A 22,262-nucleotide genomic window follows, 5' to 3' on the forward strand; every position below is an offset into this window, starting at 1 on the left:
AGGAGAGAGTATCCTTGCATCGTCCTATTTATCGTGTGATAGCTGCTCTAGTTATTCTTCTGTAAATTCTCAAGATGGGCATCCAAATTGTCGAAGGTTTGGGAAATCCCCTCTAACATCCCCATATCTATAACTTGTTGCAAGGCATCCGGAGAAGAGTATTTACCGATATTCACCAGCTTCGTCTGACCCTCCAGGTCGATAAAATCTAGTTGGACAAGCGTCTCAGGCAAATCTTTTGAAATATTCCCCTCTGCATCTGAGAACCCATCTGTATAAATGACTTGTTCTGGGACTGTGATTTCCTTATACAACGCCTTGCCCCAAGATTCCATACCGTAGAAATCACCTTGATTCTTATCCACGCACTTCATGCAATAATGCCAAGTACCCCCTGGACGGAAATCGATATTACATACGGGAAGCGTCCAACCTTTTGGACCCCACCAGTGCTTCAAATGCTCAGCCTCAGAAAAAGCCTTGAATACTAGCTCACGTGGAGCTTGGAATACGCGCTCTAATACTAATGTGTTGCCATCAACAACTTTGGATACCACTTGGTTAGACGGGTTAGAATTTGTCATGGGATAGATCCTCCTCAAGATTTTTTATTGTTTTCATTGCTCTGTAGCTTTTGCAAATAATCATCCAGTCGATCGTATCGATCTTCCCATATATGGCGGTAGGAGTCTAACCAATCGTCTATTTCCTTAAATGGATCAGGACGGAGCTTGCAAATGCGCTTGTTAGCAACAGCTTGAACTTCAATTAAGCCCACTTCACTAAGGACGCGCAAATGCTTGGACGCTTGAGGCTGCCGTAGCTGAAGACTTTCTGCAATCTCCCCAACGGTTAGAGGATTCTCGCGTAATAGTTCCACGATCTGCATGCGGTGTGGCTCAGCTAAGGCACTCATAACGTTAGTATTCATAAACAAGGATCACTTCGATTCATTAAATTCATTCGTATCTCTATTATGACGTAATGTGGTTGAGCGGCTCTATAGCGTCTCCTTTTTGGTATTTCCTGTTTGTGATGATAATATACCATGAAGGGAATATTCCTGTAAAGGAATATATAATAAGCTTTGTATGACAACTGCTAGAGAAGGGCATGATACAAGCATTAAAAAGAAATATGTTCCATGATAACCATCAAACTTTACAAAAAACATAGGAATAGATATAATTAAGTATAACTTATCGGGTTTTAGAATTACGCAAGGGGCCTAACGCCAGTGGGCTCCTTTTGTATTTCTTGGCCATGTTACAGGAGGGTGAAGGTCATACACAATGAAAAGATTATGGTTTGTGTTCATTATGGTCCGCATGGGGAGCGTTTAATCCGGCGTGGTGTCCAACTATCTGAAATTATAGGGGCGCCATTGTTTGTATTAAATGTCGATAGTTCGGATATTGATGAATATAATCAGAGCAAAGAAATGTATATGACGGTCTGGAAACGTCTTGCCGATGAAGCTGGCGCAGAGTTTATCATTCGGAAACGTGAAGGCCGAAAAACAACAGATATTATTGTAGAAGTTGCTGAAGAGAATGAGGTTACACAGATCGTCATTGGACAATCTGCTCAAACTCGGTGGCAGGAGCTTACCAAACGTAATTTCATCAATGAACTCATTGGTAAAATGAAAATGATGGATCTGCATGTCGTGGCTGTGCAGAGGATGCGTGCCGGACTGGAAGAAACCCATGAGGAAGGCGTTATCGCCTACCTGGTCAAAAACGGGGCTGAGTATCAGCTCAGTGATGAACCTCAGGGAGAGTATTCGCTTAAGGGAAAGTTCTTCCACGAACTACACACAGAATTTGAGAACGGTTTATTCAGAATTGAGCAAGAAGATGGAAAGGCTAGATATCTGCATATTTGTGATGGCACATTGACTGATTCTTTATAATCAGGCTTGCCCTTATCAACATTGGGGCCTTGTATATAAGGCCCTACCAATCATATGATCTTTGGCTTTTGGTAAAAAAGTAAGTACTAAAGTTCACAACTTGATAAGCTCAAGTGGAAAAGGAGGACTGCCTTTGCTGCATGTAATCATACTTGTTCCGTTTCTAATGGCCTTAGTAATCGCACTTTTGTCCAAGAGAGCACCCAACCTTCATAGAGGATGGCTTGTTTTCCCTGGTTCACTCGTTTTGTTTGTTTATTTCTTAACCCGGATTCCCGTTATTAGGGGTGGGGATTTGGGATATGAAACCATTTCATGGATTCCTTCACTAGGAATTGATTTGGTGTTCCATCTGGATGGATTAAGTTTGTTGTTTGCTTTGCTAATCACTGGGATGGGTAGTCTTGTGATTATTTACTCAATTTATTATCTGGACCGGCGAAAAGAAGCGTTAACCCCTTTTTATATTTATCTAATGTTATTTATGGGGGCGATGCTTGGCGTTGTGCTCTCGGATAACTTGATGGTGTTATACGGCTTTTGGGAATTAACAAGTGTTTCGTCATTTCTGTTAATTGCCTTTTGGCATCGGCGGCAAAAATCGCGGTATGGTGCTCTCAAATCTATGTTGATTACCGTATTTGGTGGTTTAGCGATGTTTGCCGGCTTTTTAATGCTTTATGTAATGACAGGCACCTTTAGTATCCGGGAAATTTGGAGTGAGGTTGGCGATATTAGCGGGCATGCTTTATTTATTCCGGCGATGCTGCTAATTCTCTTAGGCGCCTTCACCAAATCAGCGCAGTTCCCCTTTCATATCTGGCTGCCGGATGCCATGGAGGCACCGACACCCGTCAGCGCCTATCTGCACTCGGCAACGATGGTTAAAGCTGGATTGTATCTTGTCGCCCGTTTCAGCCCTGTTTTTGCGGGGCAATATGAGTGGTTCTGGGTTGTGTCAGGCGTCGGTTTGATCACCTTGATTTATGGCTCCATCCAGGCGATGAAGCAGACGGACCTGAAGGCTCTATTAGCCTATTCAACGATTAGTCAACTTGGACTAATTATGGGATTGCTGGGAATGGGATCGGCAGCGGCATTTTATGTAGGGGAAGATTCAGTCTTTTATACTGCTGCAACAACAGCGGCTATCTTTCACCTTATTAACCATGCCATCTTTAAAGGCTCTTTGTTTATGATGGTCGGTATAGTTGACCATGAGACGGGTACCCGAGACCTGCGAAAGCTGGGCGGACTGATTTCCATTATGCCGGTTACCTTTACGGTAGCGATGATCGGCAGTTTCTCGATGGCTGGTTTGCCGCCATTTTCCGGGTTTTTAAGTAAAGAGATGTTTTTTACGGCTGTTCTGAATATCCGAAACTTGGATATATTGTCTATTCCCTCGTTGTTTACGCTCTTCCCGGTTTTGGCCTGGATTGCCAGCGTGTTTACTTTTGCATACAGTATGATTTTGGTTTTCCACACCTTTTTCGGAAAATATCAGCCTGAGAAGCTGGACAAAAAACCGCATGAAGCCCCATTTGGACTTCTGCTTGCCCCGTGCCTGCTAGCAGTGCTGTCTATATTTATCGGTTTTTTCCCGAATATATTATCCAAAACACTTATTATCCCTGCAATGAATGCTATTCACCCAATCTTGCAGACCGGAGAACCCTTTGTTGTGAATATTCATTTCTGGCACGGCTTTACACCAGAAATATGGATGACACTTGGTGTTGTGATTCTTGGTATGATTGTTTACCGAATCTATGGCCGCTGGAGTCTGGTCGATAAAGAATGGGGTAGTGGCTACACTTTAAATCAAGTCTATGACGGAGTAATCCGGCTGGTCGAGAAATCGTCTAAGGCGTTGACTGGCACCTATATGACAGGTTCCATGCGCCATTACTTGATGTATATCTTCGCTTTCCTGATCGTAGCCATTGGTGGAGCCGTGTGGTATACCGATGGAATAACGCTTGGGACAACTGAATATGCTCCGTTTTCTTTGTTTGAAGTTATTGTTGTTATGGTTATGCTTGTGGGCGCTTTGGCTATCCCATTTATACGTTCCAGAATTACAGCTATTTTGTTAACAGGAATGGTTGGTTATATGGTTACTTTACTCTTTGTTCTGTTCCGGGCACCTGATCTGGCGCTTACGCAGATGATTGTCGAAGTAGTATCCGTTACATTGTTCCTGCTATGTTTTCGGCATTTGCCTAAGCTGGAGAAAGAACCGCTCAAACTTCGGTCCCGCTTGCCTAAGCTAATTATTTCCATTGGGATGGGAATAACCATGACATTGGTTGCACTTGCTGCTTTAGGCAGTAGTCCGTTCGAATCCATCTCGAAATATTATGTGGAGAATAGCTATACCTTGGGTGGCGGTAAAAATATTGTTAATGTTCTGCTCGTTGATTTCCGCGGCTTTGATACCATGTTTGAAATTACAGTGCTTGGCCTTGCCTCACTTGCTATTTATTCCATGATCAAACTGCAACTGGATACGGATGGAAACATTGCCCCACTGAAGCGGGCTGAGAAGGATAATAAACCACGTTCTTCTGTAAGTGATGATGTGTTACTACAAGCGGTAGCTAAAGTAGCCTTCGTTATGATACTAATATTTTCGCTTTATCTGTTTTTCGCCGGACATAATAATCCGGGAGGCGGATTTATTGGGGCTTTGATGGCATCAGCCGCATTGGTACTGCTCGCCATTACTTTTGGGATTGATATGGTTGAGAAGGTATTGCCTATCGACTATCGTAAGTTAATCGCGGTTGGGGTATCTGTAGCTTTTCTTACAGGAATAGGTTCGTTTTTATTCGATGTACCTTTTCTGAGCCAAGCGTTTGGCTATTTCCAACTGCCACTTATGGGAAAAACAGAACTGACCACAGCAATGTTCTTTGATCTTGGTGTTTTCTTAGCTGTTATTGGTGTCACTATGAATATCATATTTACGATCGGGAGGGATAGCTAATGGAGCTTATTATTGCCCTGGCGATCGGTGTACTGTTTTCCGTAGGTGTTTATCTAGTTCTTTCCAAAAGCTTGCTGCGCATCCTTCTGGGAACCACTTTAATAACGCACGGCGTTCATTTGTTGTTACTGACAATGTCTGGCCTCAAGACAGGTGCTGCACCATTGCTGGGTGAGGAAGCGGAAGCTTATGTCGATCCTTTGCCGCAGGCGCTCATTTTGACCTCTATTGTAATTAGCTTTGGAGTAACAGCATTTTTTATTGTTTTGGCATACCGGACTTACCGCTCGACGGGTACCGATGATGTGGAAGGAACCAAGGAGGAGAGACGATGAACAACTTGTTAGTGCTGCCTCTGCTGATTCCGGCCATTACGGCAGTTATACTCATTTTTCTGAAAGAACGAGTACGTCTGCAACGAATCATAAGTGCCGTCAGTGTGTTTTTAAATATCTTTGTTGCAGGATTCATTGTGTATCAGGTAAATACAAACGGTATCCAGACCTTATATATGGGGGGATGGCGTCCACCTTATGGCATTGTGTTTGTTGCCGATATGTTTTCGGCATTGCTAGTGTTGACTGCGGCCATTGTTGGCGCGGCTTGTCTGTTTTTTTCCTTCGCTAGCATTGGGGAAGACAGAGAACGGTTTTATTACTATCCGTTTTTCCATTTTTTATTAACCGGGGTGTTTGGTTCTTTCCTCACCGGGGACCTGTTTAACTTGTTTGTCTGTTTTGAGGTGCTGTTAGTTGCCTCTTACGCTTTGATCGTACTTGGTGGGTCCAAGGGTCAACTGCGAGAGACATTAAAGTATGTATTAATTAATGTGATTTCCTCTTCCTTGTTTGTGGCGACGATTGCTTATTTATATGCCGCGACAGGAACACTGAATATGGCGCATCTATCTATGCGTGTAGCAGAGGCGGGACAAGGCGGAGTAATGAACGTCATTGCGGTCCTGCTGCTAATTGTATTTTCGATTAAGGCAGGTTTACTGCTCTTTTTCTGGCTTCCCGATTCTTATAGTGCACCGCCATTGGCTGTTAGAGCCCTGTTTGGGGCTTTGCTAACCAAGGTCGGATTGTATGCAATTACTCGTACCTTTACTTTGATTTTTATTCAAGAACCGGGACTTACCCATACATTGATTGCTTGGATGGCGGGGGCGACGATGATACTTGGGGCAATCGGGGCATTGGCTTACAACGATCTGGGCCGAATATTTAATTATAATATCATCATCAGTGTAGGATTTATTGCTTTTGGGATCTCTGTCGCGACTCAGGATTCGTTAAATGGTGTAGTGTTTTATTTAATGCATGACATGGTTGCCAAAGCATTATTATTCTTCCTGGGTGGGATGATTATCTCAGCTTCAGGCACTGACCGCTTAAGAGAAATGGGTGGTTTAATCCGACGTTATCCGTGGACCGGCTGGATGTTTTTTGTATTGACTTTGGCATTGGTTGGTGTTCCACCCCTTAGTGGTTTCGCTGGAAAAGTGATGATGGTGCGGAGTGGATTTGGCGAGAATCACGTGGCTCTGGCGCTGATTGCACTTGCGTCAAGCTTCGTAGTGTTATATTCCTTGATCAAGGTATTCCAGCAAGTGTTCTGGGGTGGGGAGAAAAGGGAGGAACAGGTCAAACCGCTTCATTATAAAGCTATGATGGCACCGGCAGCTGTTCTGTTCGCGATTGTAATTCTGATGGGTGTGGGTGCGGAGACGGTAAACGGACTTGTCAGCCAAGCCGGAGCTGTACTGGCTGATCCAGCACTATACATTAACGCTGTCATGAAGGAGTGATACTATGGCTTTTCAACTATTATTGAATTTCATGATAGCATTCCTGTGGATGTTCCTGCACAATGACTGGACTGGGCCACGTTTCGTCATTGGTTTCTTGATCGGTATCCTCATTCTGCTCGGAATGCGACGTTTTTGGCCCAGATTATATCTAGGAAAAGTGTGGGCAATTATTAAGCTAATCCTGTTGCTGCTGCGGGAACTGGTCGTTTCAAGTTATGTAGTGGTAAAAGCCGTTCTGAGACCGGAGCTTAATATACGTCCAGCAATCTTGAAATATACTACAGAGCTGAAATCGGATTGGGAAGTGGCTACTTTGATCACATTGCTCTGCCTTACTCCCGGATCTGTGGTACTTGAAGTATCGGATGATAACCGGACTTTGTATATTCATGCCATGGATGTTGAGGATCCCGCACAGTTCAGAGCGAATATCCGTGACACCTTTGAGCGTGCGATATTGGAGGTGACCCGTTAATGATCCAATTTATTCTTATGCTCTCGCTTACGATTATGGCGCTGGCGATTGGTGTATGTGCTTGGCGGTTGTTGAAGGGACCTTCTTTGCCCGACCGGGTAGCGGCACTGGATACGATTGGAATTAATCTGTTAGCCATGGTAGCCGTTCTTTCGGTTTTACTCCGAACGCAGGCTTTTATCGAAATTATTTTGTTAATAGGCATTCTTTCCTTTATCGGCACGACGGCATTTGCCAGATACATCGAAAGGGGAGTGGTGCTAGAACATGGAAACGATCAAGACAGTCGGTGAATTGCTGTTTGCTTTGTTAATTCTGATGGGGGCATTGCTTAGTGCTGTAAGTGCTTATGGACTGATTCGGCTGCCTGATGTTTATCTGAGATCGCATGCCGCTGCTAAAAGTGCCACCCTTGGTGTTTTATGTGTTCTGAGCGGGGCCTTTCTATATTTTGCATTTTTTCTAGATCATATAAGTGCTAAGCTGCTACTGGGGATTGTCTTTGTATTTATGACCTCACCTTTATCTGCGCATTTGACGGGCAGAGCTGCTTATCGCTCTGGGGTTCCCTTATGGAATCGCAGAATTCAGGATGATTTAAGAGAGGTATTGGAGAAAGAAAAAGCTGTAGCAGCATCCCCTGAACGGGATGTGCCTCGAGAATATAATCCAGAAAATGTTAATCAGTAATTTCGGATACAACAATAAGTTTGGATCGTAATAGCTAAAAAGCAACAACCCTGCATGAAAATGCGGGTTGTTGCTTTTTTAGATTAAAACTACTCTTTTTTTGTTATCTTAACGAACTAATATTTTGCCTTCTCCAGCAAGGATGCGAAGTACCCTTGGGAGTCGATCACCGTCATTCTCAGGGATGTCCAATTGAATGCCGTAGTGGAAACTGCCTTGCTGTTCTTTGTTCCATTTCAATATTCCTTCTATGTACATAGATTCATCCGTAAGATTCATTTCCATGCCAATGCGTACTAGGTTATTTTCTGGGTTGATATTGAGGGGTAACGATAAGTGGCAACCCGATCGACTGATGTCGAACAATACAGCCCTTACAGGCTTGGAAGGAACCTGGATTCCGTTAATTGTAAGAATATGAAGATCAAATGTTACAGGTTCTTTAAGGGTATATCGAAAAGGTTCGGTTCTGCGATTAGTGTTCATATGCTCCTCCATACTTTTCCATGTCATATAAATTATCGACATAAAAGTAGGATTAGTGAAGAGCTGATTCTATTTTTGATTTATTTCACTACTTTAGCAGGCTCGTAGGTAAGGCAGCGCAGACTTTGATCAGGATAACGCATTTCTGCCGTGTAGCTGCTGCCATCTTCCAGCATCATCTGAACAGCGACCATGCCGCGTTTATCATTGGTTTCAGTGTTGATCAGTGCTGCTGTAGCAATTTTCCGGCTTTCTTTTTGTTTATCTGTAAGGATAGCAATGGCCGCATTGATCCAACGTGCATCTTTATAGATAGTGCTGGCAGCAGAAGCGCTAATTGGTGTTCTTTTCAGAGCATTATTAATCGCGGTCGTATTCACTACCATACCGTTTATGGGATCAATTAGTACATCATATTCCCAGAATTCCTTCCCTTGCCCTTCTAGGGTCTTGGCGTTATATGGACTGAAATGTACAGCCCATGTCCACGGCGGCGAGGTTTGGGTATCACTCAGAATAACCCGCATCTGTAGCTTGACAATGTCGACATCGTATAATTTTCGAACGCTTGTAGCAGCAAGAATAACGGCATCAGTCTGACTCAAATTCCCTGCAGCAGGCGGTGTGACAGTGGTCCGTTTGGATTCAGAAGTCTCATGACCCGCCATATCTATGAAATTGTTAATGGGTTGTATTTCTTTAGGACTCATCTGCGGTTGTAGATCGTCATTCTCTGTGGACACCGGCGTTGGTGCTTCCAACTTCACCCCAGGGGTTTTGGTTCTGGTTAAAGCTAAATGGGTGGTGTTTTGAATGACAGCACTGACGATTAGCAGACTCCCCGAGAACAGGAGTATAGCTAAAGTAGTGGGGAATTTTTTGTTATTCACTTGAATAACCTCCATTTACTTCGGATGATACTGAATCTTCCTAAACCTTAAACTATAGATGTTATAGAGTAAGTGAACAGATGTTATGGAGTTGTAAAAAGATGCGGATACTTGTCCCTTGACCTAAAGTAGAATTCAGTGAAATTCTGGCTTGATGTGCATCTGCGATTTGCTTGCATAAAGATAAACCAAGACCCGCACCCCCGTATTCGCGTGTACGCGATTTTTCACCTCGATAAAAGGGTTCAAAAACACGCACGCTCTGTTCCGGGGTCATCCCAAATCCCAAATCACATACTTCCAATATGGCTTCATCATGTAATACATAGGCAAGCATGCGGATGGTGCTCCCTTGCGGGGATGCATGAATGGAATTCTCGACAAGGTTAACCAAGAAGGAAGCTAGCAGATCATGATCACCCCAAACCGCAGGGATGGAATAATCCATTTCTAGCTTGATGCCTGCTTCGTCCAATTTAAGCTGCTCAATCTGTTTAACCGATTTGAACAAATCTGAGATATCTACCTGTTTCAGAGTCAGAGGATGATGCCGTAGAACAGACAAATCCAGCAGTTTGAAGGCTAAATTCTTCAGGCGTAAGGTTTCACTAAGGATATATTGACCAGCCATCTGCTGTTCTTCCTGTCCTATATTTGCGGAAGTCAGAAATTCAGCAAATCCCTGCATACTGGTTAAAGGTGTGCGCAGTTCGTGGGCGAGGTTATCGACCATTCTCTGCTTTTCATCGGCCATATTAGACAGTTCGATCACGTGCTGCTCCACTGCGTTTGCCATTCGGTTAAAGTTCAGGGCTAACTCACCAAATTCATCTTTACTGCGCAACTGTACGCGCTCGGTATATTTACCTTCAGCGATCGTTTTTGTAGTCTTTGAAAGCTGTTTAAGTGGTTTGGTCAGCTGCCGGATCAGCAAGTAGAGTAATAGGAGCAGAATTGGACCGATAATCCAGTTAATCATTACAAAAAAACGGTTCAGCTCATGCTGCTTAGCATACAGGTCACTGATGTCACGTTGATAAACGATCGTCAAAGCTTGATAGGGAGCAGGGAGCTCAGTAGAGAGTTGAATAGAATGTGACTCCGGTGTTGAGACTGATGGGACTCCAGCATTCGGATAAACCAGCTGGTCATTCTCCCAGAGCTGTAGTCCGATTCCCTGCTTATGATAAAATTCACCATAGGATTGAGCCACGCTGGAGATTAAAGTAGAGGTAAGTGTGGCCCCACGGGTCTGAATCGATTCAAGATTTTCATAAATGTTGTTTGCAATTAATAGCTGTTCGCTTGAAGCACGCTGCATTTCGCTGTCCATGTTTAGCTGCCAGCTTTTTTTCATAATCATGATTACACTTACATCTAGGGCGACGATGAAGAAAGCGAGGACTGACAGCAGAATTTTATGCCAGAATCTCATACTAGACCTGAACTTCCAAGCGGTAACCAAGCTTAAATACGGTTTTAATTCGTTCTTCCCAGCCTAGCTTTTTGCGCAGCTGCCTGATGTGAACATCTACGGTACGGGTATCTCCTTCAAAATCATAGCCCCAGGCTAATTCCAGCAACTTTTCCCTTGATAAAGCAATATTTCTGTTGCGGATAAGGACCTCAAGCAGCTCAAATTCCCTAGCAGTTAAATCTACGGGTATCTGATCCACCATGACAAGCCTCTCAAGATAACGTACCTCAACGTTTTCACAGAGAAAATTGGAAATGCCTTTTTCGCTCCTGCGTAACACCACATTGATTCTTGCCAACAATTCAAGGATTTCAAAAGGTTTAATGATATAATCATCGGCGCCCAGCTCAAAGCCTTTGATGCGATCAGCCAGTGAATCTTTTGCGGTGATCAGAATCACCGGAATTTGTAAGTGAGCAATCCGCTGCATGATCTCAAAACCATCCAGTTCGGGCAGCATTATATCGAGCAGAATTAAATCGGCCTTTTCACGTTCCAGCAGTTCAATAACCTCCAGCCCGCGATAAGCCTTGCTATAGGTATGTCCGACTAATTTTAGGTTCATAGTAATTAAGTCACTGATTGCACGTTCATCTTCTACGACTATGATATGGCCCATAGTTCATTGTTCCCTCCTAAGCTAGCAAATCACTTCCTAATGCTAATAAACTATAAACAACTTATTACAGAATTGTCCAGTGCAGGTATGAAAAAGCATCTAATTCTTCATAATTTGGTTTGTTGATAAAGCTCAAAAAGGACTGAAAAAGAGAGCGGTAGCAGTCTCTTAATCAATCCTAAAAAACATCATTATAAACCTTCGCAACTCTTGATTAATTGGAAATTCCATCTGTTGTTGACTTAGATAAGGTGGCATCGGGGGCAATAAATTCGTGAACGATTTGACGAAAATATTCGTGATTATCATAGCTGTTGTACATACGCCAGGCCATCGTTTGGGAGTTGCCGAAAAATAACCGCTCAAACTGGGTTTGACGACCTCCGAATGCACCAGCTCCTAGTTCCCAAGCTAGCCGGTATAAGGCATTTCGATACCACGCATCCGAGACAGTTCCCTTCAAATACTCATAAAGATACGAACCGGCACTTGATGTAAAGTCGGCTTCAGAGGGGATCATGATAAGACTGCTTGAACTGAGGTTTTGAACCATTTCAACCATCTCTGGATAAAACTCTGAAAAGTGAATGGTTGAAGCCAACAGTGGCCCTTTATCTGGAACGAGATATCCAAATTTGTCGAGCGAAGCCCCAATTTCCGCTGCAAGTCTTAAGGCTTTGAAAGTTTCTAAATAAGTTAATATTCTGGAAATAGGCAAAATCGTGTAGGCCTCAAGGACAGCATTTTGTTCTGCCGCCAAAGACTCTAGCATACCAAGAAAAAACTCGGTCTTTGCAATATAGCGGGTGATAATTTGGTGGGCCATATGCGTATGAAAGTTACTCTCGCCGAATAATCGGGAACAGTACAACTCATCGCCATAATAAAATATACGATCATGAGGGATCAGTACGCGGTCAAAGATAACAAGGGTATCCATTTCTTCATATCTTGAACTTAACGGATGGTCGTAGGTGGATGAGGCAGCGTAGCTTTCACGGCAAAAAAAAGTCATCCCAGTCAGATCATTAGGCACCGCGAAGGCAAATGCAAAGGGATTATCATCATCCACAAGTGAGGGTGAGGGAGTCGGGAATACAAGCATTTCATCGCAGGTAGCTCCCTGTGTTGCCATCATAAAAGCACCGGTAATAAACATCCCTTGATCATTGATTTCTACGACTTTTGCAGCAATAGAATCCTCTGTAGCATCAATCTGGCCGGATATTTTGCTGGCTTGAGGCTGGATGAAGGCATGGGATAATGTAATGTCATGATCTCGACAGTAGGCATAGTATTTTCTGAGGTTCTCAGCATATTTCGGATTATGATCCTCAAGGATATCTGCAGCTGTGAACAGAGACATGATGGCCGTATTCATATAATCGGGCGAACGTCCTAAAAATCCGTGATGTCTGTTGGACCAGAGTTCAATCATTTTTCTCCGGCGTTCTAAATCTTCAGCATTTTTGGGTGGAAGAAAAGATAAACCAACCGGATCTCCAGTATCAGGTGAGGGATAGGTCATCTGAGCCAAATAACGTTCATCACACTGCATGTTATACATTTCGGCTTGTGTTTGTATGAGACCCTGAAAGGCAGGGTGTTTGGATAAAGGACCTTCAACACGTGTTCCTTTGTACCAGATATTGATCTTTTGCCGGTCGATTCGTTCGATGTATTGATTACCTGTTTTTATAGGCATAGGTTCCACCTCTTTGAAGTCATCTTTGACTAATAAAGCCGTATTATTGCTATTAATGTACGTAATCATGAATCTCCGTGTACATTGTCCATGTACCGTGTGTGGGCAGGGAGTTTAGGGTTGACATAAACGATGCTGACTTGTATATTTTGGATATTGGATTACAAGTGTAGTCATACAAAGGAAAGAAAGGCGGATAGGATGATGTCTTCGGAAACACCAAAGATCTCGGATGCCGAGTGGGAAGTAATGAAGGTGCTGTGGGCAAGTGCCCCACGCACTGCAGGTGAGATTGTTGAAGCACTAGAAGGCAGCAGGGACTGGAACCCAAAGACGGTACGGACGTTGATTAAGCGTCTGACAGAGAAACGGGCTATTGGTTATAACCAGACAGGTAGGGTGTATTCCTATTATCCGCTGGTACGGGAAGAGGAATGTGTCCAATCGGAGACACGATCCTTTCTGAAGCGGATTTACGGTGGAACTTTGCGTCCGATGTTGGTCAATTTTTTGCAGGATGAAAAGTTGTCCCGGGAAGATATTGAAGAACTGAAGAGAATTTTGGATGAACGAAAGGACTGAGCCGCTTGCTGGAAGCTGCATACAATCTGTTCGTTAAGGTATTGTCGCTGTCTGCCATGGCGAGCGTGCTGGCTCTGCTGATCTTATTGACCCGCTTCCTGTTCAAGGATCGTCTGAAACCTACCTGGACGTATCTTCTGTGGATACCCTTGATCGTAAGGCTGGCTATACCTTGGGCACCAGAAAGCACATTTAGTATTTTTAATCTGTTGCCGCTGGAGAAAGATACGGCGCAGAGTCCCTTTATTCCGTCAGCGCAATCGGAAGTTGGCTTTACTTATGTACCAGAGTTGACTGGAGGGGTAGAGGAACCGACGTCAGTTACTGGAATTGAAGAAACTGGACTTTTGCCGGGAGCATCTACATCGGATGATGTGGCACAAATCAATCCGCAAATAGACAGTTCTTCCGAGGCGACCAATTCAGGATGGGAACCGATACATGTACTGGTTGTGGTGTGGTTTGGCGGAGCGGCGGTGGTGCTGGGCTTGTCGGTTCGAGCGCAACTGCGATTTACCGCACGGGTTCGACAGGAAACGGAGATCCATTCCTCAGAAATCCAACGGTTGTTCGAATCCTGTAAGCAGGAGATGCAGGTGCGTCGCCCAGTCAAGCTGATCGGGACGAAGCAGATTGCTGTACCGACACTACTTGGCGTTATGCGGCCCAAGTTGCTGCTGCCCACCTCCACGTTACACACTCTGGAGACGAACGGGCTCCGTCATATATTCCTTCATGAGCTGGCGCATGTGAAGCGCCATGACATTTTGCTAAATCTGCTGACAGGTCTGCTGTTGGTCATGCATTGGTTTAATCCGCTGTTGTGGTATGCCGTACGCCAAATGAAAGAGGATCAAGAGGTTGCCTGTGATGCTCTGGCCTTGAAGCATCTTGAACCAGCGTGCCACAGAGGTTATGCCTTGACACTTCTCAAATTGTTAGAAACCTTACCCGATCCGATCCGTTTGGCAGGTACAGCTGGCATTTCGAGCAGTAAAAAGGAAATGGAAAGAAGGATTATTATGATCACCAGACACAAAAAAATTACGGCAAAAAGCTCACTGCTGGGCCTAGCTGTAATTATGATCTTAAGTGGCTGTACCCTTACAGGAGCAAAGCTAAATTCTGCATCAGCTCCGGCAATGAGCGCTCCTGCTACTTTTCAGGCAGAAGTGCAGGATAAAAATACAACGGCTTCCGGCGTTAAAGGCACTCTATTGGCGGAAAAAAACGGAATCACGGTATCTGCTAATCCCACTGCTGAGAATACACTTTTGCATAAAGTCACGGTAGATGTGCGTGGTGAAGTAAGCCGTACGTTCTTGTGGAATGCAGGAGAAGATGAAACTCGGCCTCCATTGATTGAAGAAGCAGATGTGAACGGAGATGGAACTAAAGAAATTTTCATACGAATTACGACTGGTACGGGTACCGGACTTTCTATGAGTGAGATTCATGTGCTCAAGCCTGCTAGCTTGGAAGAGCTTGTAGTCGAAGATCCGATCGAAACGTTGAATCAGAAGCTGAAATCATCCATTACACATCGAAATAACCAAACTTATGTATCTGCTGAACTGGACGGAAAGCATTTGACCAAAGTGTATGATTACACTGAGGGAGCTTGGGGAGAGAAGGTCGGATTTGGCTCTATAGTTTCATACGAGCTGATAGATGACCAAATTGTAGCCCATTTGTCCGGTGCGGCGTCTATGTCTGAGTTTCCGCTCGAAGTTATTGCCGTTTACGGGAAGAATCTGACCATTGAGAGCGCACAGATGTACTATGGATCGTTTATATCTCCACCACTCAGTGAACAGGATATCAAGTCCATGATGGAAAAACAGCTTCCGGCAACTGGTTGGACCTTTAGCAAAGACGGAGATCAGTATAGGGTGGATATAGATCCACTGAATGGCGTAGGGGAAGGCAATAGCTATAAAATAAATCCGCTTACCGGAACGGTTCATGACGTAACTTCTGGCAGTCCACTGAGAAGTCTTGTAAACCGTGAAGCGATAGATCTGTGGAACATCTCTAACGGTACAGAATACCAGAAGGAACTGTATAAGTTACTCCAACCTATCTTTGATACAGAGGGTTTCAAGCCAACAGGTACGGACTGGATTTCAGGGTTTATCGGGGATGGTTATTTGTTCAGTGATGTTAGGCAAGGAAGCAGGGAATTCACGATTAAAGTAGATGTCTTTACTGGTCAGTGGGAGGAAATTCCTGACCCGTATCAATCGTCTAGTTTCAGAACCACACAATAACAACTAAGCCCGCGCTTCAGCGCGGGCTTTTAGTATTATTCCTCACTTTTAGCAATCCTCAGATTTCTCTCATACAAAATCCAATCACTCCAGTTTACCTTCGTGCATTGACAAAAACGACATCAGTGTCATAAAATTACAAAAGCGACAATGTTGTCACTTTTGTAATGGAGTTTCTTTTAGGAAGTTGGAGGTATGAATATGGCCAAGAAATCAGTGGAAAAAAGACAATTGATTCTAAGCAAAGCACTAGAGTTATTCATTCGCAAAGGATTTCATGCTGTGACGATGAGCGATATTGTGGAGGAATGCCAGATCAGTCGCGGTGGTTTATACCGTTACTTCAGTTCTACGGATGATATATTCCGCGAGCTGTTACGTGCAAATGCGGTACACACGCAAGAGATCTTTGAAATTATGATGGAGGCGGGGCAGCCTTACCGGGAGATCATGGAGCTATTTTTGTCCGGGCAAAGGGCGGAGCTCAGCCAGATAAATAATAGTATGATGACTGCGGCATATGAGTTTTTTCTTTCGCACAAAAGCAAACAGGATAGAGAGTTCTTACAGCAGCAATACATACAATCGGCGGCTTTTCTCAGTCGGCTGATCCAGTACGGCAATGAACGGAAAGAATCCTCAGTGGATTCTCCTGATTCGGCTGCAAATCAGTTATTAATTTTTTTAGAGGGGCTGCGGGTGTTGGGTTTATCCGTCGATCTTACAGATGAATTTCTGGAAGAGCAGTTCAAATGGTTTCAAAATACTCTGTTCGGAGGCAATCCCCCTTATGAAAACAATCCTCTCTGTTAACAAAGTAACGAAGCAATATAGGAGTAATGAGCTTATTCTTAAAGAGGTTTCAATGGAAATAGAGGAAGGCAGCTTCACTGTAATCATTGGACCAAGCGGCTCAGGCAAATCAACCTTGCTCAACATCATGTCCGGATTACAAAAGCCGAGCAGAGGTAGTGTTTTTTTCGGAGACAGTGACATTACACGATTTAATGAACATGAGCTTGCAGATTTCCGCAGACTGGATATCGGTCAAATTTTCCAGCAATATTTGCTGCTGTCACATCTCACCGCGGAAGAGAACATCAGGCTTGGGGTGCCTGGATCGGGTGGAGCGTTTTCTGTGCAAGAGCTGGCAGAACTGCTAGATATAGCTGACGTTCTGGACCAATATCCAGGGCAATTGTCGGGAGGCCAGCAACAGCGGGTAGCCATTGCCAGAGCATTGATCAAGAAGCCAAGGATGTTGTTCTGTGATGAGGCAACCGGGGCTCTGGATGAAAAAAACAGCCGAAAGGTTATATCTTTGTTGCATCAAATCTGTGCTAAATATGGTGTAACTGTACTTTTTATCACCCACAATAACGAAATTGCCAGCACCGCTGATCGTGTTATTACGATTAAGGACGGGGTGGTAGTGAAAGATATTCCTCACAAGAATCCAATCCCCGTGGACCAAATGAGTTGGGATTAGCACAGGACAGACTTATGGGAAATGGGGCGGAATTGGTTTGTACTATTTAAAAAAACAAATATATTGCCTTTTGAAGCAAAATCGTACTTATGCTGCAGTGTTGCTATTGATTATAATGCTAACCTCTTTTATGTATTTTTTTGTGCAATTTTCGATTGATCGGAATGTAATGAATTTGGATGATTACTTAACCACTCAAAAACAGGAAGATTTTAGATTTCAATTAAAGGACTCAGCAGATATTAAGCAAGCTTTAAAGGGGTTAGAAACGCAACTGGTTACCGAAGAACGCAGCATTAAAAAAGTGAAGGAGGAGAACAAGACTTATTTCCTGCTGAACGAATCTCGGCGGCTGAATTTACCCTATATCGTAGAGGGGAGACTGCCAGAGCAAGCAAATGAAATTGCGGTATTGCCGCAATTTTTACAGCAAAATAAACTGCTTGTTGGCGATTCCTGGGTAATTGGAGCAACAAGCTTTACGATTAGTGGTTCAATGTATTTGCCGGATTACTTAACATTTGTACCCTTTGGCGAGGTTCAGCAGAATTATGCTGGCGCCACGTTCGTTCTTGTATTACCGGAAGCCTATGATAGTCTGAAGGGGCAAGAGAGTCAATATTATGCGGCAACATTGCGTGAGGACAAAAATGTTGTTACAACGGAAAGTTTGCGGGCAGATTCAACTTTCTCATATGTAGCGTCCGCTTCCGAGATAGATAGTGATACGGAACTGCAAAAGGCGTTGGAATCAAACAAAGGTCTGGCACAGTCTTTTTTGATAGTGCTGGGATTGATATCTTTGTTCATCTTTTATATGTTCTTTAAGCGCTTCATGGCACTACATAAGCAAGATTTTGGCTGTTTTATGGCGTTAGGCTTTACTAGAAGGCAAATAGCTTTTGTAATGGCAAAGTTCACCTTAGGGATTGCGATCACGGGTTGTCTCTTGGGGATGGGGCTTGGGTATCTTGGCTCCAACGTGCTTATGGGGATGCTGGAAAGTACTTATTCCTTTCCATATTTTGAACGGGGGATTTATTTCGGATCTGTTGTTAACGGTATCTTAATTCCAGTCGGGGGAGCACTGCTTATAACGTTATGTGCTGTGTTTCCGTTTATGAAGCAAGAGACTCATGATTTGTTAAACATTTCAATTTCAGCACAGCCCCGCCCGATCAAAGGGGTTTTGCGGGCCGCCAACCGTGTAGTAAATCGATTGCCGGAGAAGTACCGGTTGTCTTTCCGTGTTGCTCTCCGTAAATGGAATAACTTAATCTTAAGTGCTTGTGCGATTCTTCTGACTACATTGTTGTTCATACTGAGCTATTCTTTATATCAATCCAGTGGTGCAGTCGTGGATACCCAAATGTCGGGTATAGAATATACCTATGACATTACTTATCCGCAATCTCAGAATGATATTGAGAATACCAGGTCCTCCCGGATGTATTATCTCCAGCAACCCGTGCAGCTGGCGCAAAAGAACGGCGGTGTTATCTCAGCACAAATGCTGGGACTCGACAGCAGTGGGAGTCTATTCACACTGCTCGATACCCATCATAACAGACTTGAGATTGATAATCTGAGAGGAGTCATTGTCAGTCGCTCGTTCAGCTGGTTGTATGGCATCGAGAAAGGGGATTCTCTTAACCTTATATTGAATCGGCAAACTGTGAAAGTTATGGTCCAAGCTATTAGCCAAAACGGAGATGCGAATACGATATATACATCCAAAGCTAATCTGGCCGGATGGATGAATACGGACAGTTCACTGCACACTGGCGAATTTAGCAATGAAATAAATACATCGACCAACGTTAAAGTGGTTACTACCGCGGATAAAAGAGCTGCGCTGGAGAGCAGCGCCGTATCCAATCGTTCCAGTGCTGTCATTAATCAAATAATCGGCATTGTAATGGGTTTCCTGCTTATATATCTGATTCTCCTGCTTAACTTTCAGGATAGTACCCGGGATATGAGAATACTCAGACTGCTTGGCTACAAATCTGCTGAAATTAGCCGGTTACTGATTGATGTATACAGACCATTGCTAGTGTTGCTCTATATAATTACACTTCCGGTTGCAGTGTTTATTACAGAACAAATTTTGCGGATTCTATCATTGCAGACAGGCGATTATATGCCATTAAACCTGAATATTTGGCTGCTGATTTTTCCGCTAGCTCTCATTTTGCTGCAATATATGCTGGTTATGCGTATATTCAAGCGTAAGCTACGGAGAGAAAGTAGAGATGACAGCCTGTCCGGGTTATTATAAAAAAGTTTTGGTACAATTTCTTTGAAACTAAAAGCAGCCAGTACGCACCGATAGATTATCGGCATGCATTGGCTGCTTAATTTTTTTATAAGGTAGGACAGTCTTACGACTGTGAAACTTACGGATGACTAAAGGACTATTCGACCTGGAATTGGTTTAATTCGTCCTGAAGCTTTTTGGACAACTGATTGAGCTGCAGGGATAGCTCGGCAACCTGTTCAATGCTGTCCAATTGTTCCTGCGTACTCGCGCTAACTTCTTCCGTTGAAGCGGAATTCTCTTCTGTAGTTGAAGATATGATTTCGAGTGCCTGTAGGATTTCATCTTTGTGTTTATGGACTTTGGAGGTGTTGCTGCTGATTTGAATCATACGTAATCTCAAAGCCTCCAAATCGCTGTTGATGCTAAAGAATACCTGTTTCGTAGCCTGCACGGATTTTGCATTTTCTTCGGCAATTTCAAGTCCTTGGGCTGTGTATTCCACAGATGCTCTGGTTTTCTCTTCGATTTCATGAACCTTTCTGCCAATCTCCTGTGTGGCCTGTGCAGTCTGCTCTGCCAACTTGCGAACCTCTCCGGCAACAACGGCAAATCCGCGTCCCTGTTCTCCCGCACGTGCTGCTTCTATGGAAGCATTTAGCGCCAGCAGATTGGTTTGCGTAGCAATTTGATGTACCGTGTCCACGATGCTCGAAATTTCATGACGGCTTTGATCAATATCATGGATGGCAGACGATATCGAATGAGTGGAGTTGTGATTTTCTTCTGCCCATTTTGATAACTGATCCAACACACCCAATCCCAGTTCGCTCTGGTCGGCAGAAGCCTGCACCATCGTCTCTATGGCTATGGCATCATTTGCGATTTCGTCAATTTGACCAGATAATGATCCGGTTTTTTGCAAAATGGTATCCGTTTCGATCGACTGATAGTTGGTTGCATTCGCAATCTCATTAATGGCCGTTGCTGTATCGTTCATCGTTATAGCTGTACGGGAAGAAATAGATTGCAGATCCTTTGAGGATTGGTTTAATACCTGAGCGGAGGTACCCACTATTTGGAGCATTCCTTGAATTTTCTGGACCATGTTGAATATTCCGTTGGAGATCTGTCCAATTTCGTTGTTGGAATAGGCATCAAATTGAACCGTCAAATCCCCATTTTCCACCCGTTTGATTTTGGTAAGCAGCTTCGGTATAGATCTGAGCAGGTAACGGAGCGTGATATACGAAAATAGAACGAGCAGAATCGCCGCTGCAACAAAACCGCCAATCGTAATCCAGGTGAATTTTTTTAATTCGGAGAGCACTTCACGCTCTGAAATAGTTAAACCTACGGACCAGCCGGTATCTTTACTTGTAGCATAGCCGATGTAACGGCGTTCTCCGTTGTCATTAATCAGATGTACTCCGGATTCACCAGCGATCATTTTCTTGCCGATCCCCCCAAGATCACCTGGCTGCTCATTAATCTTTTCCTTTGTGACCTTAGACTGGTCTGGGTGATACAGAATATCACCTGTTTTGGAGGCGAGAATGGAATAACCTGTGCTGCCTAGCTTATAGCTTTCCATTATCTCAGGGATATTTTTAGAGGCTATATCAACCGCGACAAAACCGATTAAGGTATTGTTGTCATTTTTTATCGGATAAAAAATACCCATCAGCATATCGCCTGTAGTGATGTCAATATAAGGATCAGAGTAGTACAGGCCGTCTGCTTCGATTGCTGGCTTATAATACGGCCGTTCTTTTATGTTAAAAGCAGCATCTGATGTCGTACCATTATTGAGGATGTAAAAACCTTTGCCGGCAGTACTAGCAATCCATGCATCTGCAAAAGTGGGTTCCACCTTTACAATGGCAGCAAGTGTCTTTGCTACTTCAGCGGCATGCGGAGAAGTCTTGGCCATTTCAGGAGCTTCGGTGGTTTCGATGTATTGTTTGAATAAGTTATTCGTTGACATTTGCTTGACCAGTGAACCCTTTTCCTTAAATAGTGCATCAAATTGACTGACAAGTGCCTGTGTTTTGGTCTGAAGCATAGATTCTTGTTGTTTCACAAGTATGCTGCGAGTGCTGGAAAACATAAAGGTTCCCAAGATTGAGAAGACGACAACAATAATAACTAAAAGTACAATGGACAAAGTATTTGCTATGCTTGATGAACCAAACCGCCTTTTTTTTAGTTGCTGTAACATGCTACCATCTCCCCCAAGTTGTTTCTGAGCAAATAGCTCATAAGAACATATCGGAAGATAGTGAGATTTTCGAAATAGCAATTTTGAGAATAAAAAAATTAAATTAAAATGGATAACGCACAGGATAAACCCTTGACTGGTGCGGAGTTTCAAGATGGTGGGTGGCGAGGGAGATCCTAACAATTAGCCTGTTAGCTTGGTATATTGCAGCTACCGATTAGAGGCGAATTGTTATTTTTTTAGGTGATGCTTAACTGCCTTTATCGGACATCTTGTTTGTAGATTGCTTCCAGATCTTGCGGTTGATAATGATTATCAATTGTACTTCCTATGAGGCAACACAGAAGCAGTGGAGTAACTCACTGCTTCTTATTTGTT

20 protein-coding genes are annotated in these 22,262 nt (G+C 43.7%); 12 read left to right on the top strand and 8 right to left on the bottom strand.

What is annotated here, in order from left to right:
- Positions 1–47 precede the first annotated feature (47 nt).
- Both MHH60_RS27125 and MHH60_RS27130 read right to left on the bottom strand, forming a co-directional pair.
- The gene (locus MHH60_RS27125; RefSeq protein ID WP_076135626.1) at positions 48–584 is read right to left on the bottom strand and encodes an SRPBCC domain-containing protein; all 537 of its coding nucleotides are present in this window, start codon (positions 582–584) and stop codon (positions 48–50) included.
- A 14-nt stretch (positions 585–598) separates the two neighbouring features.
- Entirely contained in the window at positions 599–931 is a 333-nt protein-coding gene (locus MHH60_RS27130; RefSeq protein WP_076135628.1) for an ArsR/SmtB family transcription factor, read from the bottom strand.
- Between the two features lie 345 nt (positions 932–1,276).
- On the opposite strand from MHH60_RS27130, the gene MHH60_RS27135 reads away from it, so the two are divergent.
- The 7 genes from MHH60_RS27135 (at position 1,277) to mnhG (ending at position 7,885) form a co-directional block, all read left to right on the top strand.
- Positions 1,277–1,915, top strand: a complete 639-nt coding sequence (locus MHH60_RS27135; RefSeq protein WP_232061321.1) for a universal stress protein — start codon at positions 1,277–1,279, stop codon at positions 1,913–1,915.
- 127 nt (positions 1,916–2,042) lie between these two features.
- Positions 2,043–4,907, top strand: coding sequence for a Na+/H+ antiporter subunit A (locus MHH60_RS27140; protein WP_076135776.1), 2,865 nt, complete (start codon positions 2,043–2,045; stop codon positions 4,905–4,907).
- Complete coding sequence (locus tag MHH60_RS27145; protein ID WP_036686402.1) at positions 4,907–5,242, top strand: Na(+)/H(+) antiporter subunit C; 336 nt, start codon at positions 4,907–4,909, stop codon at positions 5,240–5,242. Before MHH60_RS27140 ends, MHH60_RS27145 begins: the two co-directional genes overlap by 1 nt.
- Positions 5,239–6,717 carry a Na+/H+ antiporter subunit D gene (locus MHH60_RS27150; protein ID WP_076135630.1) on the top strand — a complete coding sequence of 493 codons (1,479 nt, stop codon included), beginning with the start codon at positions 5,239–5,241 and terminating at the stop codon, positions 6,715–6,717. The genes MHH60_RS27145 and MHH60_RS27150 overlap by 4 nt, the downstream gene beginning before the upstream one ends.
- Positions 6,718–6,721: 4 nt before the next feature.
- Complete coding sequence (locus MHH60_RS27155; RefSeq protein ID WP_076126047.1) at positions 6,722–7,195, top strand: Na+/H+ antiporter subunit E; 474 nt, start codon at positions 6,722–6,724, stop codon at positions 7,193–7,195.
- Positions 7,195–7,488: a Na(+)/H(+) antiporter subunit F1 gene (locus MHH60_RS27160; RefSeq protein ID WP_076135632.1), complete on the top strand. Its 294-nt coding sequence runs from the start codon at positions 7,195–7,197 to the stop codon at positions 7,486–7,488. Before MHH60_RS27155 ends, MHH60_RS27160 begins: the two co-directional genes overlap by 1 nt.
- Positions 7,463–7,885 carry a monovalent cation/H(+) antiporter subunit G gene (gene mnhG, locus MHH60_RS27165; protein WP_076135634.1) on the top strand — a complete coding sequence of 141 codons (423 nt, stop codon included), beginning with the start codon at positions 7,463–7,465 and terminating at the stop codon, positions 7,883–7,885. The genes MHH60_RS27160 and mnhG overlap by 26 nt, the downstream gene beginning before the upstream one ends.
- Positions 7,886–7,993: 108 nt before the next feature.
- Here mnhG and MHH60_RS27170 read toward each other — a convergent pair whose 3' ends face one another.
- The 5 genes from MHH60_RS27170 to MHH60_RS27190 all read right to left on the bottom strand — a co-directional run bounded on the left by MHH60_RS27170 (position 7,994) and on the right by MHH60_RS27190 (position 13,062).
- Entirely contained in the window at positions 7,994–8,371 is a 378-nt protein-coding gene (locus MHH60_RS27170) for a PilZ domain-containing protein (RefSeq protein ID WP_076126051.1), read from the bottom strand.
- Positions 8,372–8,451: 80 nt separating this feature from the next.
- The gene (locus tag MHH60_RS27175) at positions 8,452–9,261 is read right to left on the bottom strand and encodes a hypothetical protein (RefSeq protein ID WP_076135636.1); all 810 of its coding nucleotides are present in this window, start codon (positions 9,259–9,261) and stop codon (positions 8,452–8,454) included.
- Between the two features lie 61 nt (positions 9,262–9,322).
- Positions 9,323–10,696 carry a sensor histidine kinase gene (locus MHH60_RS27180; protein WP_076135638.1) on the bottom strand — a complete coding sequence of 458 codons (1,374 nt, stop codon included), beginning with the start codon at positions 10,694–10,696 and terminating at the stop codon, positions 9,323–9,325.
- Between the two features lies 1 nt (position 10,697).
- On the bottom strand, positions 10,698–11,357 hold the full coding sequence (locus MHH60_RS27185) for a response regulator transcription factor (protein ID WP_076135640.1): 660 nt from the start codon (positions 11,355–11,357) through the stop codon (positions 10,698–10,700).
- A gap of 214 nt (positions 11,358–11,571) precedes the next feature.
- A complete protein-coding gene (locus MHH60_RS27190; protein WP_076135777.1) occupies positions 11,572–13,062 on the bottom strand; it encodes a 4-hydroxyphenylacetate 3-hydroxylase family protein in 1,491 nt (496 codons plus the stop codon).
- A gap of 204 nt (positions 13,063–13,266) precedes the next feature.
- Between MHH60_RS27190 and MHH60_RS27195 the strand changes: the two genes are divergently transcribed.
- The 5 genes from MHH60_RS27195 (at position 13,267) to MHH60_RS27215 (ending at position 19,684) form a co-directional block, all read left to right on the top strand.
- Positions 13,267–13,644, top strand: coding sequence for a BlaI/MecI/CopY family transcriptional regulator (locus MHH60_RS27195; protein WP_076135642.1), 378 nt, complete (start codon positions 13,267–13,269; stop codon positions 13,642–13,644).
- A gap of 5 nt (positions 13,645–13,649) precedes the next feature.
- Positions 13,650–15,914, top strand: coding sequence for a M56 family metallopeptidase (locus tag MHH60_RS27200; RefSeq protein ID WP_076135644.1), 2,265 nt, complete (start codon positions 13,650–13,652; stop codon positions 15,912–15,914).
- Positions 15,915–16,115: 201 nt separating this feature from the next.
- Positions 16,116–16,727 carry a TetR/AcrR family transcriptional regulator gene (locus MHH60_RS27205; protein ID WP_076135646.1) on the top strand — a complete coding sequence of 204 codons (612 nt, stop codon included), beginning with the start codon at positions 16,116–16,118 and terminating at the stop codon, positions 16,725–16,727.
- Positions 16,705–17,403, top strand: a complete 699-nt coding sequence (locus MHH60_RS27210) for an ABC transporter ATP-binding protein (protein WP_076135648.1) — start codon at positions 16,705–16,707, stop codon at positions 17,401–17,403. The genes MHH60_RS27205 and MHH60_RS27210 overlap by 23 nt, the downstream gene beginning before the upstream one ends.
- Positions 17,404–17,518: 115 nt before the next feature.
- On the top strand, positions 17,519–19,684 hold the full coding sequence (locus tag MHH60_RS27215) for an FtsX-like permease family protein (RefSeq protein ID WP_341161181.1): 2,166 nt from the start codon (positions 17,519–17,521) through the stop codon (positions 19,682–19,684).
- Between the two features lie 136 nt (positions 19,685–19,820).
- Here the strand turns inward: MHH60_RS27215 and MHH60_RS27220 are convergent, their stop codons facing one another.
- A complete protein-coding gene (locus MHH60_RS27220; RefSeq protein WP_076135652.1) occupies positions 19,821–21,884 on the bottom strand; it encodes a methyl-accepting chemotaxis protein in 2,064 nt (687 codons plus the stop codon).
- Positions 21,885–22,262: the final 378 nt, after the last annotated feature.

This window comes from Paenibacillus sp. FSL H7-0716 (assembly GCF_038002705.1).
In the GTDB taxonomy this organism is placed as follows: Bacteria; Bacillota; Bacilli; order Paenibacillales; family Paenibacillaceae; genus Paenibacillus_AQ; species Paenibacillus_AQ odorifer.